Source organism: Lysinibacillus sp. RS10 (assembly GCF_041956855.1).
GTDB classification, from domain to species: Bacteria; Bacillota; Bacilli; order Bacillales_A; family Planococcaceae; genus Lysinibacillus; species Lysinibacillus xylanilyticus_A.
The window spans coordinates 4794238-4809242 of sequence record NZ_CP167122.1 but is presented as its reverse complement, the minus strand read 5'-3'; the positions used below and the strand labels follow the sequence as shown (position 1 = coordinate 4809242).

At 34.4% G+C, this 15005-nt stretch carries 13 protein-coding genes; 5 read left to right on the top strand and 8 right to left on the bottom strand.

Annotation, left to right across the window (positions count from 1 at the left end; genetic code table 11):
* Nucleotides 1-34: 34 nt before the first annotated feature.
* From ACB089_RS23930 to ACB089_RS23915, 4 genes are all read left to right on the top strand, one after another.
* Nucleotides 35-694 carry an amino acid ABC transporter permease gene (locus tag ACB089_RS23930; RefSeq protein WP_374964224.1) on the top strand — a complete coding sequence of 220 codons (660 nt, stop codon included), beginning with the start codon at nucleotides 35-37 and terminating at the stop codon, nucleotides 692-694.
* Nucleotides 687-1409, top strand: coding sequence for an amino acid ABC transporter ATP-binding protein (locus ACB089_RS23925; RefSeq protein ID WP_374964223.1), 723 nt, complete (start codon nucleotides 687-689; stop codon nucleotides 1407-1409). Before ACB089_RS23930 ends, ACB089_RS23925 begins: the two co-directional genes overlap by 8 nt.
* A 137-nt stretch (nucleotides 1410-1546) precedes the next feature.
* Entirely contained in the window at nucleotides 1547-1756 is a 210-nt protein-coding gene (locus tag ACB089_RS23920) for a hypothetical protein (RefSeq protein WP_374964222.1), read from the top strand.
* A gap of 135 nt (nucleotides 1757-1891) precedes the next feature.
* Nucleotides 1892-2707, top strand: a complete 816-nt coding sequence (locus ACB089_RS23915; protein WP_374964221.1) for a metallophosphoesterase — start codon at nucleotides 1892-1894, stop codon at nucleotides 2705-2707.
* Between the two features lie 14 nt (nucleotides 2708-2721).
* Here ACB089_RS23915 and tatC read toward each other — a convergent pair whose 3' ends face one another.
* From tatC to ACB089_RS23875, 8 genes are all read right to left on the bottom strand, one after another.
* Nucleotides 2722-3570: a twin-arginine translocase subunit TatC gene (tatC, locus tag ACB089_RS23910; RefSeq protein WP_374964220.1), complete on the bottom strand. Its 849-nt coding sequence runs from the start codon at nucleotides 3568-3570 to the stop codon at nucleotides 2722-2724.
* A gap of 11 nt (nucleotides 3571-3581) precedes the next feature.
* Complete coding sequence (gene tatA / locus ACB089_RS23905) at nucleotides 3582-3785, bottom strand: twin-arginine translocase TatA/TatE family subunit (protein WP_068986118.1); 204 nt, start codon at nucleotides 3783-3785, stop codon at nucleotides 3582-3584.
* Between the two features lie 45 nt (nucleotides 3786-3830).
* Nucleotides 3831-5543 (bottom strand): GMC family oxidoreductase, encoded by a 1713-nt coding sequence (locus ACB089_RS23900; RefSeq protein WP_374964219.1) that lies wholly within the window; start codon nucleotides 5541-5543, stop codon nucleotides 3831-3833.
* A 19-nt stretch (nucleotides 5544-5562) separates the two neighbouring features.
* Nucleotides 5563-6309 (bottom strand): gluconate 2-dehydrogenase subunit 3 family protein, encoded by a 747-nt coding sequence (locus ACB089_RS23895; RefSeq protein ID WP_374964218.1) that lies wholly within the window; start codon nucleotides 6307-6309, stop codon nucleotides 5563-5565.
* Between the two features lie 679 nt (nucleotides 6310-6988).
* On the bottom strand, nucleotides 6989-7720 hold the full coding sequence (locus tag ACB089_RS23890) for a LytR/AlgR family response regulator transcription factor (RefSeq protein ID WP_374964217.1): 732 nt from the start codon (nucleotides 7718-7720) through the stop codon (nucleotides 6989-6991).
* Complete coding sequence (locus tag ACB089_RS23885; RefSeq protein ID WP_374964216.1) at nucleotides 7717-9006, bottom strand: sensor histidine kinase; 1290 nt, start codon at nucleotides 9004-9006, stop codon at nucleotides 7717-7719. Before ACB089_RS23885 ends, ACB089_RS23890 begins: the two co-directional genes overlap by 4 nt.
* Before the next feature lie 63 nt (nucleotides 9007-9069).
* Nucleotides 9070-9201, bottom strand: coding sequence for a cyclic lactone autoinducer peptide (locus ACB089_RS23880; RefSeq protein ID WP_374964215.1), 132 nt, complete (start codon nucleotides 9199-9201; stop codon nucleotides 9070-9072).
* Entirely contained in the window at nucleotides 9202-9762 is a 561-nt protein-coding gene (locus ACB089_RS23875) for an accessory gene regulator B family protein (protein ID WP_374964214.1), read from the bottom strand.
* A 703-nt stretch (nucleotides 9763-10465) separates the two neighbouring features.
* On the opposite strand from ACB089_RS23875, the gene ACB089_RS23870 reads away from it, so the two are divergent.
* Nucleotides 10466-15001: an amino acid adenylation domain-containing protein gene (locus ACB089_RS23870; protein WP_374964213.1), complete on the top strand. Its 4536-nt coding sequence runs from the start codon at nucleotides 10466-10468 to the stop codon at nucleotides 14999-15001.
* Nucleotides 15002-15005: the final 4 nt, after the last annotated feature.

The following is a 15005-nucleotide window of genomic DNA, read 5'->3' as shown; positions in this document are numbered from 1 at the left end:
TTCCTAAAAAAAGAATGAGAAAGGAGGGGACGCTGTGAATTTAGATTTTACAGCTATCATTCCCTCTATTCCTTATATATTAAAAGGAATAGGTGTTACACTTCAAATCGCAATCGGTGCGTCAATCATCGGTTTTATAATTGGTATATTACTAGCATTGTGCAAAATTGGTAAAGTGAATGTCTTGCGCTGGATTGCAGATTTTTATACATCGATTTTCCGTGGTACACCACTCGTATTACAATTAATGATTATTTACTATGCAGTGCCACAGTTATTAGATATTCAAATTGATCCAGTACCAACGGCTATTATTGCATTCGGGTTAAACTCAGGTGCTTATATTTCTGAAATCATTCGCGGTGGTATTAATGCGGTTGATAAAGGTCAGATGGAAGCGGCACAGGCACTAGGTATTCCATATGCAAAAATGATGAAGGATATTATTATCCCACAAGCCGTAAAAAATATATTACCATCTTTAGTGAATGAGTTTATTACATTAAATAAAGAAACAGCCGTTGTAACAGTTATTAGTGCACTTGATATTATGCGTCGAGCATATATTGTAGGTGGCGCAACATATCGCTATCTCGAGCCTTTACTATTTGCAGGTGTAATCTACTACATTATGACGCTTGTATTAACGTTCCTTGGTAAACGAATTGAGAAAGGAATGAGAAAAAGTGATTAAAATTGAAGATTTACACAAATCATATGGACAAAATGAAGTACTAAAGGGTATTTCAACAGAAATTAAAGAAAAAGAAGTAATTGCTATTATTGGCCCGTCAGGATCTGGTAAATCAACATTCTTACGTTGTTTAAATTTGTTGGAGGAGCCAACGAGCGGAAAAATTACAATTGCTGGTGACGTCCTGACGGATAAAGGGACAGATATTATGAAGATCCGTGAAGAAGTCGGTATGGTATTTCAACATTTTCATCTTTTCCCTCATAAAACAGTACTTGAAAATTTAACATACGCACCGATCAATGTTAAGGGTATGGACAAGACAGCTGCTATCAAAAAGGCAGAAGATTTATTAACGAAGGTAGGTCTTTTTGAAAAGCGCAATGAATATCCAAACCGTTTGTCTGGAGGTCAAAAGCAGCGTGTTGCCATTGCTCGAGCGCTTGCCATGGATCCAAAAGTAATTTTATTTGACGAACCAACCTCAGCTCTTGATCCTGAGATGGTAAAAGAGGTATTGGCTGTTATGAAAAATCTTGCGGATACTGGGATGACCATGTTAATCGTAACGCATGAGATGGGCTTTGCTCGTGAGGTAGCGGACCGAATACTATTCCTTGATGGCGGAAAGTTAATTGAGGATGCATCACCAAAGGCGTTTTTTACAGCTCCGTCTACACAGCGTGCGAAAGATTTCTTAGAAAAAGTTTTATAAACAAGGTAACGCATTTAGACCTCCTTATAGGAGTATCTAAATGCGTTTTTTTTGGTATCTCTATAAATTAGTAGGCAGATAGAAGGGTCGAAGCGATGGAATGAGGGGCCGAGGTGACGGAAAGGAGAGTCAAGGCAATGGATAAAGGAGTAAAAGTGACGGATAAAGCCGAAGCGACGGAAAGAAGAGTCGAAATGACGGATGGAAAGGCTGAAAGGATGGAAAGAAGAGTCGAAATGACGGATAGAAAAACTGAAGCGACGGAAAGAAGAGTCGAAATGACGGATGGAAAGGCTGAAACGATGGAAAGAAGAGCCAAAGTAACGAATAGAAGAGTAACTCAATGAGAATAATTTTGCGTTATTCTTTTTGTGCAATCTGTGGATTTTCAGAGCATTGACTTACAATTCGAACGTTTTACGCTTATAATAGAAGAGTCAGAGATTTTTCTGAAAAAGTAGCCACAAAGTGAGCGATTGCGATTGAAAAAATTATTATACGTAGTTTTCTTTCTTGTTTTTATAGTCGTTTTTTTGTACGTAAACAATCACTGGCTGGTTGTAAATAAGCATGTATTCGAATCAGAAAAAGTGCCTGCCAGCTTTGATGGGCTTCGCATAGTACAAGTATCAGATTTACATGATGCCCTCTTTGGTGACAATCAACAGAGACTGATAGCAACGGTTAAAGCGACAAATCCAGATTATATTTTTATCACAGGTGATGTGATTGATAGCAATCGCTATGATTTGGAGCAAAGCCTACAGGCAGTTCGAGGGCTAGTTGAAGTAGCGGATGTTTATTATGTACTAGGAAACCATGAGGTAGCGACAAATAAGGTAAGTGAAATTTATGAGGCGCTCTCATCGTTAGGTGTACATGTAATGACCAATCAATCGACCGTGCTAGAGCGCAACGGGGAGCGCTTGGCGATTATTGGTATCGAAGATCCGTTAATGGGTAGATCGACGGAAGAAATGTTGGAGATTGCAACAGCCGGTCTTCCGGATGATATGCTAAAGCTGTTATTGGCGCATCGACCAGAAGTGTTTAATACGTATGTAAATCAGGGTATAGATTTGGTGTTTTCAGGACATGCACATGGTGGGCAAGTTCGTATTCCTGGACTTGGAGGACTTGTTGCACCAGGGCAGGGGCTATTTCCAAAATATACAGCTGGTGTCTACGAAGACGGAAAGACTAGGATGGTCGTCAGCCGAGGATTAGGCAATAGCACTGTACCATATCGCATTTTTAATCTTCCGGAAATTATTGTGATGGATTTAAAGAAAAAATAAGCACTGCGTGAATGCTACGCAGTGCTTTCAATTTGCTTTCGTTCAATACGTTTAACAAGGAAAATACTTAGCTCATATAAAATAATCATTGGTATTAATACGAGTAGTTGGCTAATAAAATCAGGTGGTGTCATGACAGCAGAACCGACCCCCATCGCGATATAAGACCAGCCTCGTATTTTTTTCATGGATTCAGCTGTTAATACACCGATGGATGATAAAAAGAGAGCTACTATAGGTAACTCAAAGAGTAGTCCAAGTGGTATGGTTGTCATAACTAAAAAATGCATATATTCACTTGCGGATATCATGACATCAAAATTAGTCGCTCCCACGCTTACTAAAAATGAGTAGCTGAGCGGATTTACAATAAAATAACCGAAAGCTACGCCTAGTAAAAAGAGTACAAGCATTATAGGTGCATAAAGACCAAGAAAACGACTTTCTTCTTCCTTTAACCCTGGCTTTACGAAGCTCCACAAAAAATGAACTAGAAATGGCATGGAAAGCCCAAAAGCTAGCGTTGTGGAAATGGTCATGTAAAACTTGATGACCTCTAACGGACCTAAAATGATTAGTGAATGGCCCCGAGTTACAAAAGGAAACCAAATATTAATGGTGGAGAACACAATTATAAAAAATAGGATAAATACGATTAGCCCTTTAATAATTTGCTTTCGTAGTTCTGTAATATGTTCAAGCAATGATGTCACAGGAAAAAGCGGTTGATCCGCTACAATATCCTGTTCGATTGTCTCTATTATTGGAACTTCAACAAAAGCCTCCACAGATGTGGGAGGCTCTGCTGCTTTCTTATCAAGAGGGCTTAAATATTTTCTTTTTCCGTCCTCATATGGATCCATAGGAAACCCTCCTACGAAGCATCAGATTTTTTTTCGACCTTTTTTGTAGGTTCGTCATCGTCATCGATAAGCCCCTTCGTAGACTTTTTAAATTCTGCAAATGTTTTACCTACTGCACCGCCGATTTCTGGCAATTTTTTTGGACCAAACACGATTAAGACAATCACTAAAATGATGATTAAACCAGGTACTCCAATTGCTCCAAGACCTCCCATAAGTCTTGCCTCCTTTTATAAAATATCTAGCCTTATCAATTGCTTTTACACTAAAGAACCACTTGATTTACTATACTTTACAACACCCTCTGCGCAGCGATAAGCTAGTGCCCCTAAAGTACCTGTAGGGTTATAGCCGCTATTGTGAGCAAAGCTTCCGGCACTTACGGCAAAAAGATTTTCTACATCCCAATGCTGAAGATAATTATTGACGACGCCATCCTCCGGTTTTAAGCTCATAACTGTCCCGCCTGTATTATGTGTTGTTTGATACGGTACGATATTGTAATCAGTAATTTCAGCGTTTGGAACAACGGTTTTGGCACCCATTTCTTTCATAATGTCAGCTGCACGTGCTGAAATGTATTTATGAAGTGCACGATCTTGATCTGTAAAGTTGTATGTTAACTGCATTAAAGGTAAGCCGTAAACATCCTTATATACAGAATCAAGAGACAAATAATTTTCTTTATGTGGCATCGAAGCACCTTGTGCACCAATACCGAATGAGCGTGTATAGTAATAAATCGATTGCATTTTAAACTCTGGCCCCCATGCCGGTGTATCAGGAGGCGTTGGATTTGAGCCGATAGGGCGAGTCCCTGTTTGTGTCAAAGCTATATTTCCACCATGAATAAAATCTAAGTCACTATGGTCGAAATTATCGCCATTATAATCATCTAAGCTTACGCCGAGAGAACCTGCACCCATAAATGTGTTGAATTGCTCATCAAAGAACCCTACAGCTCCAGGGAGTATCTGATAGCAATAGTTTCTTCCTAGTGTTCCTTTTCCTGTAGCGGGATCATATCGTTCTCCGATTTTAGAAACCATTAATAACTTCGCATTATTAAAGACATAACTTGTAAGTACAACTACATTCGCGGGTTGAATAAATTCTTCACCAGCTACCGTATCGACGTATTTGACGCCAGTCACTTTATTGCCCTTTTTTAAGATTTCGACAACGTTAGCGTTATAGCGTAAGTCGAAGTTACCTGTTTTTAATGCAGTAGGAACAACAGTAATTTCAGCAGATGATTTGGCACCATATTCACAACCGAAGCGTTCACAGAAACCGCAATATTGACAAGCATTAATTGTTTCACCATCAGGGTTCTTATAAACTTCTGATACGTTTGCAGAAGGAACCATGTAAGGTGATAGTTTAAGGTTTTTTGCTGCCTTTTCAAATTTTTCAAGCATGGGTGTCATTTTCATAGGCCCAGTAGGATAAGGATTTGAACGTTTGCCGCTAAATGGATTTTTGTCATCACCAGAAATACCTGTTGTTTTTTCGAACTTATCGAAATAGGGCTCGAGCTCATCGTATGTTAATCCCCAATCTTGTAATAAATAATCAGGTCCAAGCTTATTAGGTCCATAATGTTTGTCTGTTAGTGTCTTGATTTGGAAATCATATGGTAAGAAACGATAAGTCATGCCATTCCAGTGGGTACCAGCCCCTCCAAGCCCTTCACCGAGTAAAAAAGAACCAAGCTGACGCATAGGCAATGCTTTCATGTTGCGATTATTGCGGAAGGTTATCGTTTCCTTTGAAAGATTTTGCATTATATCGTAACGAATGGCGTAACGATACTCGTCGTGGATAGCCTGGAAATCCTCTGTGCCACGCTTTTGTCCACGTTCCAAACCAACGACCTTCAAGCCAGCCTTTGAGCACTCTGCAGCGACAATGCCGCCAGTCCATCCTACACCGACCGTTACAACGTCTACAGATGGTAATGTTGTTGCCATTTTCTACACCCCCGTATATTTAGTGGCTGCCTAATGAATTAGGCTCAATTTTTTGGAATTTCGGATCTTCGATTTGAGTAATATACGTCATTTGATGACCAGGGAAGCCTTTCATACGCCAGCCATCCATATTGCGATTCCCACCATATATAGGGTCAGAATAAGCACCCTCTAATGTTGCTGCGCGTAATAAAGTAAAGAAGAAAGCAGATGTGACACCACTCATTTGCACGTCACCTTTCTGGAAGGCCGTTAAAATTTCATCCATTTGCTTGCCATCTAAATCATTAAAGCTTTTTTTGTAGCGATTCTGTGCTTCCGAGTCCAGCTTTTGAACACCTTGCTTAAAAATTTCTGCACGTGTTAAACGACTCTGATAACCTTGTGTTGGAGCGCCCTCTCCAAATGGTCCATGCATATATTCTTTAGAATTACTTCCGTATTGCCCTGCTAGCTGATGATCGATAAAGTAAGGCACATCTAAGCCCTTTGCTCCTGGACCTAAATCATCCTCAGGGAAAATACGCTCAGTTGCATTTGTTAAAGTATTAAAATCTCTTTGATTCATAAAAAACATTTTAGCTTTTGGCGAGCCAGTCTCTTCGGTAGCAGTTCCGTGCTGACCATGCTCAAGCGTGGCAGTTCCTTTACCTGGCATGTTGTAGCCTACAAGACCACCTATTAATCCACCGCCGACTAATGTGCCTGCTGCGATCCCTGTTGTTTTTAAAAAATCACGACGTGAAATATCTTTTTCAGGACTCATAGAAATCCTCCCCTCAAAATGTATAGAAACTATTCTATTTTTTATAATCAGCATAAAAAGTAAATTATAATCAGGTAATGTTGGAAAAAAATAAATTTTATCCAACTAATAACCATCCTGATGATAATCTAATAAGTCAATAATTTTGTCGGGAAATGTAAGTACTATAATGACAGTACGAAGGATAAAAATATTAAAATTGTTGTAGCTATTTATGGGGATATGCGGTTTAAGGTTATTAGGGAAGTTAGCTATAGCGATTAAACCGCTACTTTTTTGATTTGTCGTAATCCTGGTGTATCTACTATGTTAAAGTACAAAGGTAGGGGGGAGTTTTAATTGAGTCTAATATTTAGAGATGTTTCAAAATACATAGAGAAGCACATCCTATTAGTTTTAGAGTTATCGTACAAGAGGCTTCTCTATGTACGTTGAGTGTGAATTATCTGGGAAGGTTTAATAGGACCCACAAACTTTGTAGAACCACCGTATAGAATCATAATACGGTGATCTGAGAGGTCGAGAGTTAGTGCTTCTACTACAAGATAATTTTGGTAAAGACTGTTTAAATAAGTAAGAAATTTGAAATAAAAATGAATCAACTAGAACTACTATATTCTATCTTTTTTGTCTAGTGAAATCTGAGAATAGTTAGATGTATAGAAGAGAGTATACAATACTACCCTAGAATTTCCTTTAAACGTTTTACTTTTCTATATGAAAGAGGACAGTTATCTCCGTTTTGCATTACTACAATTTTTGACTTCCAATGTGCTTCTTTTACATTATTCAAATTGATTAAGTAACTACGATGACAGCGAAAAAATAATTCATCAAAATCTTTTTCAATTTCATTTAATGATTGATAAAACTCAAATAATCCTTGTGTTGTTGTTAAAATCACTTTGTGAGCGACATCTGATACTGTAAAATACAAAATATCATCTAATTCTATGTTTTTAACATACTCCCCTATTTTGATTTGGTAATAATGGGTGTTGGGGTGCTCACCAATGTTTTTATATTTATTAAAAGCGGCCTTTAATGATTCAATAGTAGCTAGATGTAAATCATTTTCCTCATCTTTGATAATAAAATCGAGTGCTTCTACTTGGTATTTAAATGTTAAATGCAACATTTCATTATGTGTTGTAATAAAAATTATACTTGCTAAAGGTTGTTTTTTTCGAATTATTTTTGCTAAATCTAATCCTGTAATATCTAATCCTAAATCAATATCTAAATAGAAACAATCTACATTATTTTTTTCAATAAATGTTTCTAATTCTCTTGGGGATGTAGTATTTAAGGCAATTTGTATACTATTTTCTTCTATAAAGGCATAATTGTTAATATAGCATTCTAATTGTTTGGCAAATACAGCATTATCTTCACAAATAGCTACCTTCATAATTTCTCTCCTTTTACAAACAACTCCATATTAAACCAATTATCATCTACCCAGGTGTTTAATAACATATCTGGCGAGGTATCTACTATTTTTTTTACTGTACTTAGTCCTAAGCCTTGTCCTTTTTCTTTTGTTGAGTAACCCTCATTAAAAATTTTATTAATATCAATGAATTTTTCTTTTATTTTATTTCGTATAACAAAAATGGTCGAATTTGTTTGCTTTATGATTGCAATTTGAATAATTTTTGGCTGATCTTCAAGACAATTTTCAATTGCATTATCAATTAGAATACCTAAAATTCGGGTTAAATCGATTTGATTAGCAGTCATCTTTAACGGATTTTGAACCTCTATTGAAATTTGTAAGTTATGCTCAATAGCACAACTTGCCTTATTAAAGAGCAATCCTTTTAATGCAGGATCTTGAATATTTTTTAAATTTCCTAAAATTTTATTATTCTCTAATGTTTTGAATTCGAACTTTAAAATCCCTTGATTAAAGTAAGTCTCTAACCCTTTCCAATCATTAGCGGCTAGATAACCTTTCATGCCTAATAAAACATTTAAATAATCATGTCGAAACTTTTGCATATCTTTATTTACTTTTTCTAAAGATTGTACATAGATTTTAAAGTTTTCGTGTTCTTTGTCCTTCATCTTTAACTCATACTTGCTTAAATGAATTCGAATTATCACACCGGTTAAGATAAGCAAAAGTATGAAATATATCGTTAAAAAAATGGTATTTAATCTTAATGTTTCAATAGTAGCATCCTTAAAGACACGAAAAATATTAAAATAGCAAACCCCTATTGTACATAGTATGCTTATTGTAATTATCCATCTTACTTTTACTGAAAGTATGGATTCTAATCTCTTCATTAGTAAAGAAATTATGTAAATAAAAAGAATATGTATAGAGATAAACATTAGTGTTCTAGAAAACAATTGAAATGATATCTCCTTAAATGACAGACTGAAAATAATGGTTGTAGCTAAATGATCTGAAATAATAGCAACAATAATAACTATACCCCAATAAAGCAACCATGCTTTTTTTTGTTTATAGAATGAAAAGAAGAGGGTCAAGCCAAGTAATAGGTAAATAATCCCGGTCCAGAATGTGATTTTATATAAAATGACTGATGGAATGAAGACCAATAACAAACTTGACACAAATATTTTACATTTAGGTCGTATATTCGCTAAGTAATGAAAAGATCCGATTAATAAAACATACTGTATAGGTAAATAAATAAGACTAATATTCCATACATCTAACATAAAAAAATCCCCCTTTAATATATCATATAGTATTAAAGGAGGGGGTTTATTTTTTTGTAAAATTCAAACTTCTTCTTTTTCCAATTCCTCTGGAACTGCTACTTCATGAAGATAGCCAAAGCACATTTGGGAAATACCTAAATCACCAAAAAGTAAAAATATATTACGTATAAAATTGCAGAAAAAATTAATCATTCAAATCCTCCCATTTTTAAAAAATTGAATAAGTAATGTTGTGAATTGTATAGTTAGACCAATTAGTATATATTTAAATACTCCTATAGGAATAAAACACATTAAAATTAGTATTAAGCATAATCTTATAAGAAGAATATATTTTAAAAGTATTTTTTTCTTCCTATAAATTGGATTTACTTGTGTTCCAATTGGTCCTAATATATAAATTGAAATAATTAATATTAAGCCGCTGTTATAAATAAAAGATGTTGGAAGATTAACTAGACTTATTGTATAAGGGAGAAGTACAAATAATGCAATACTCCCTAAAATACATCCTTTATGTGTAGGACTATGCCAACCATAGGTGACTTGTCGTATGAATAAAAAACTAAAATGGACAATTAAAACTTCCCAAAAAACCCCCAAAATAGCTGCAAGTATATAAACAAATAGTCCTTTTTTGAAGGTATCTGCTACAATATAAAACCCAAACTTTAACTTTGTTTGCTCTTTTTCATCCATTGAGTCTGTTATTAATTTATTTATAAGTTTTTCTTCATAAGCTGAAAACTGCATTTATATCACCTCATTAATCTAACCTACTTGAATTTACCATATTGCAATTTATATTTTATCGCTCATTCCTAAACGTCGTATTTTTTTTCATAAACGTCGTTTTTTAAATTTAAAGTTGATTCAAATAAAAACATTAATTCTGAAGAGAGCGAATTAATGAATTGACTTATTTTATATTGGAAGTTCAATTCTAGAAAAATTGATTTAGCTGAATTTATAAAATTCGCCTATTCTAAACATTTAAAGTATAGGTTTTTTCTCATAGAGAATAAGCAATGTGAAATCAATTTTAAATTAGAAATAATTTATTAAAGTTAAAAAAGAGCCTTAATTTATTAATAATTTACTCTAAGTAAATTATATTTTTTGGTTAAGAAGAAACTGTAGAGCTGTTTTGAAAATCAATATAAAGAAGAAATTAAGAAATAAACTTTCAAGAAAGAAAGTTTAACGTTCATGAAAATATATGTAATAAAAACTATATTTGGTATATATTTCTTGTGTGCTGATTGCTAACTTTTTATCACGAAAAAGTAGCAAAATAAAATCTCTAAATAACCTTATTTTTACTTCTTTTCAAACGGATTTGGTTGCCTTACCCTTCTTTCTATATGCCTTACATAATACTTGTCAGAAGGGATATTAAAAAGATTTATTTTTTTGCTTGTCATATCAAATAAAAACATTAAAGGGAGGAATTGATTTGGGGAATTACCTTAATCAAAGTAAAACAGACTTACTTAAGGGTAAACTAGAGCTTCTAAAAAATAATCAAAGTAGTGTAAAGAAATTAAATCCAAAAACAGAATTATCTAGAACTAACTTATCATGGGCACAAAAGAGATTATGGTTTCTTCAAAAACTTAATCCAGAATCAAGTTCGTATAACGTTCCGGAATGTTTAAAGTTAGAAGGTAATCTTGATGTGAAAAGATTAGAAGAATGTGTAAATGTTCTGTTGAAAAGGCATTCAATTTTAAGGACAAGATATTGGGAAATGAATGGAGAGCCTTTTCAGAAGATCCAGAGTTATCAGTATCAGTTTTTGGAGGAAATTGGTTTAGAACATGTAAATTCTACAATAAGAGAGAGCGTATGCATTGATTTATTACAATCTGATGCAAAGACTCCATTTAATCTATCTGACAACTCTTTATTTAGAATGAAGTTATATAAGGTTGAAAACAATATTTACTTTTTTTTCATTAATATTCATCACATAATAACAGATGGTTGGTCTAATGGTATTTTTTGGAACGAGTTGATTACTCTTTACAATATGTATGGTGAGAGTGGAACTGCCCTACCGTTATTAAATGCCCAATATCAAGATTTTATTGATTGGGAGTCGCAAGAAGAATCTGAAGGACGTCTGTTGAAAAAGTTAAAGTATTGGGAAGAAACACTTAAAAATGCCCCTTTAGTGGAAATTCATCCTGATAAAAGAATAAATTCAATGGGTGCTACCAAAAATGTAATAGAACTCAGTATCCCGAATTTACTTACAGAACAGATAGGAAAATCTTGTGTCGACCACGAGGTAACACACTATATGTACTATTTAGCGGCTTTTAACATTTTATTGTATAAACTTACAAGAAAAAAGGATATAGTAGTTGGTTCGCCTGTAACAGGACGACCAAATAAGAGTTTCGAAGATGTAATGGGACTTTTTGTGAATACTGTTGCGATAAGAACTATTTTTGACCCTGATGAGAAAGTAAGCAATTACATAAAGAATGTTAAAGAAACTTTTTTAGATTGCCTTGAAAATCAAGATGTTCCTTTTGAAAAAGTTGTTTCTGCCATAGGCCCGGAAAGAGAATTAAATAAGAATCCGTTCTTTCAGAACACATTTACGTATCAACCGCCTGGAAGAGAGGGAAGCTTCGAAGGTATTACTACTACACCTGTCAAGCTGAACAATGATGAATCAAAATTTGATTTTAGCTTATTTATAATTGAATCTAACAATGAACAAACCAAGATCGTAATAGAATTTAATAATCATCTTTTCCAAGAGCCTACAATTCATAAATACGCTCAATACTATCTTAACTTATTAAGGCAAATGACTTCATATCAAGAACGAAGCCTAGAAGAATTGAGTGTTCTGGATGATAAGGAAAAAAATATGATTCTCAAGGATTGGGGCACTAACAAAGTAGATTTCCAATTCGACACCACAATAGTGGATTTATTTGAGCAACAGGTTGTTAAACATCCGACTAAAACGGCAGTATCCATAGGAGGACAAGATTTTAGCTACGAACAGGTTAATAAAGAGGCAAATAAGATCGCTAATTATTTAATCGAAAGAAATGTAGGGAAAGGATCCTATGTAGGTATATCCATGGATCGATCAGTAAATATGATTGTAAGTATGTTAGGGATATTAAAGGCTGGTGCAACTTATGTATGTTTGGACCCATCCTATCCAAAACAAAGATTACAGTATATTGCGCAAAAATCGAAACTTGACTATATCTTAGTAGATAAGGATATACAACTAGGACTGCCTTTAAAGGAAATAGATTATAATCACATAATTTTATCACCAGATAAAAATGCTAATAATCCGAAATTGAATATTTCTGTTAAGAATACTGCCTATGTAATTTTCACATCAGGATCGACAGGCGATCCTAAGGGTGTTGAAGTGTTACACGGAAGTGTTTGTAATCTTGTTCAAGCTCAAAAAGAAATTTTTTCTCTTGATAAAGAGGAGAGGATACTTCAATTTGCTTCTATAAGTTTCGATGCATCTGTATGGGAAATTTATATGGCCTTATGTAATGGATTAACTCTTTGCTTAATGCCTAGTGAGTTAAGAGATATGGAACAAGATTTTACAACTTTTTTGAATAGTAATCGAGTAACACTTGGAACGTTCCCTCCTTCGTTCTTGGCAACACTATCACCTGAAAAGCTAAATACATTAAAGAAAGTAATCGTCGCAGGAGAACGTTGTCCACTAAAGTTAGCTAAGAAATGGTCCCGAAAGATGGAATTTTGGAATGCCTATGGTCCATCAGAAACTACAGTTTGTGCAACCGTTCATAAATATACGGAAGGGGATTTAATACCGATTGGAAAACCAATTGCTAATTATGAAACCCTCATTTTGGACAAAAATTTAAAAATAGTTCCGGTAGGAGTTCCAGGCGAATTGTTTATTGGTGGAGTTGGGCTTGCAAAGGGATATTTAGATGATGTTAAAAAGACAGAAGAGAAATTTATCTTAAACCCTTATAAAACAACTGGGGATCGTCTATATCGTTCAGGAGATCGTGTCAGGTATTTGCCGAGCGGAGATATAGAATTTTTGGATCGAATGGATACTCAGGTTAAATTAAGAGGACATAGGATTGAATTAGGAGAGGTAGAGGGAGCGCTACAAAATTGTTTAAAAATAAAAGATGCAATTGTTGAAATAAAGAAGGATCAGTTGGAAAAGGATACATTGGTTGCCTATATAGTAACGGCTGAAAATTGGGATGAAAAACAAGATTTGATAGAGGTACGTAAGTCTCTTGCAGCCACTCTTCCAAGTTATATGATACCTGTATTCTTTATAGAAATGGATGTTTTCCCTTACACGCCAAATGGAAAAGTGGACAGGAAGAAGTTACCTTCTCCGGCAGAAAAAGTATTTGAGTCATCAATCTTTAGTGGTCCAGAAAATATTATTCAGAAAAAATTATTAGATGTTTGGAAAAACGTATTAGGTAAAAATGTTGGAATTCATGATAACTTTTTTGAAGTAGGGGGTGATTCACTATTAATTTTAAAAGTAATTACTCTCAGCAAAGAAAAGGGGTTACATTTTTCACCGCGACTACTTTACCAACATCCTAGTGTGTATTTATTGTCAAAATATGTAACGGAAGAACATCAAAAAGCTGAAAAAATTGAAGAGAATTTAGACGGACTTTTCCCATTGTCGCCGATTCAGCAATGGTTCTTTGAACAAAAATTAGTAGATGCTCATCATTGGAACTTTTCCATGCTACTTCACATTAAAGCTGCTGTTACTGATGAAACAATAGAGAAGGCTCTATTGAATTTAACCAAGATACATGATTCTTTAAAGTTAACATTCATAAAAACAGAATCGGGATTCATGCAATACTATGATCATTCCAAAGATATTCCGTTAAAAACAATAGTATGTGATGTGAATTCTAATTTTACTGAAGAAATAGAGCGTATTGGTTTTAGGGAACAAGCATCATTAAATCTTAAGGATTGTCTCATCAAAGCAGTACAAATTGTTCATCATGAACATGGAAAAAGACTCTTACTAGTAGTCCATCATTTAATCACGGATTGGGTATCCGGTGGAATAATATACGAAGATTTAAGTAAATTAATTGAATGTATTCATTTTGGTTATCCAATATCACTCCCGGAAAAGACAACTACATTTAAAACATGGATTGAAAAATTGAGAATATTGGCTGAGGATCCAGCGCTACAAGAACAAAGTAAATATTGGTTATTAAGTAATGATGAAATTCATAGTACGTTACCTCAAGATTTTTATAATATGAAGAATACACGTGAGACTGCCGATTCTATTGAACTTAGTCTTAGTAAAGAATTGACTAGTATACTTATTGCTAAATCGAAAACAATGTTTAATTGTGGCATAGATAAGTTAATCCTTGCTGCTGTTTATAAGAGCATCATGGATTGGTCTAAGCAAAGCATGCTGACTATCGACATAGATAGTCATGGAAGAGAAGATTTATTTGACGATGTAGATCTGTCTAGAACTGTCGGATGGTTCACAGTACTATATCCGCTTGCTATTTCTAAAACGGATGTTTGTACTTATTCTAATACAGTGGATGTTTTAAATAATCGCATCGGTTCGTTGAGAAATAATGGGATTGATTATGGAGTGTTGAGATATTTTACAGATATAAGAGAGTCAATCACTCATTCTTCTCAAGTTTTGTTTAATTTTTTCGGAAACTCAGAAGAGAATAAAAGAGATGAGTACGAAATGGATGAACAACTAGTTTTACCTGCAAAAGAACCATATGGGAATATGAATAGTCTAAGACAACAAAGATTACATGTGTTCGAGGTATTAGGGATCATAGAGAACGGGGTTCTAAGGATAAGTTGGAATTTTTCCAAAAATGTACACAAAGCTGAAACAGTTCAAGGTTTAGTAGATGATATGGTAAATCACTTGAGTTATGTAGTGATTGATAAAGATGCAACTTAAATAT

Excerpts from the sequence above, each read along its gene's own strand:
- ACB089_RS23920 (WP_374964222.1), top strand. The coding sequence starts at position 1,547 with ATGGATAAAGGAGTAAAAGTGACGGATAAAGCCGAAGCGACGGAAAGA.
- tatC (WP_374964220.1), bottom strand. The coding sequence starts at position 3,570 with ATGGATCCATATGAGGACGGAAAAAGAAAATATTTAAGCCCTCTTGAT.
- tatA (WP_068986118.1), bottom strand. The coding sequence starts at position 3,785 with ATGGGAGGTCTTGGAGCAATTGGAGTACCTGGTTTAATCATCATTTTA.
- ACB089_RS23900 (WP_374964219.1), bottom strand. The coding sequence starts at position 5,543 with ATGGCAACAACATTACCATCTGTAGACGTTGTAACGGTCGGTGTAGGA.
- ACB089_RS23895 (WP_374964218.1), bottom strand. The coding sequence starts at position 6,309 with ATGAGTCCTGAAAAAGATATTTCACGTCGTGATTTTTTAAAAACAACA.
- ACB089_RS23890 (WP_374964217.1), bottom strand. The coding sequence starts at position 7,720 with ATGAAGGTAGCTATTTGTGAAGATAATGCTGTATTTGCCAAACAATTA.
- ACB089_RS23885 (WP_374964216.1), bottom strand. The coding sequence starts at position 9,006 with ATGTTAGATGTATGGAATATTAGTCTTATTTATTTACCTATACAGTAT.
- ACB089_RS23880 (WP_374964215.1), bottom strand. The coding sequence starts at position 9,201 with ATGATTAATTTTTTCTGCAATTTTATACGTAATATATTTTTACTTTTT.
- ACB089_RS23875 (WP_374964214.1), bottom strand. The coding sequence starts at position 9,762 with ATGCAGTTTTCAGCTTATGAAGAAAAACTTATAAATAAATTAATAACA.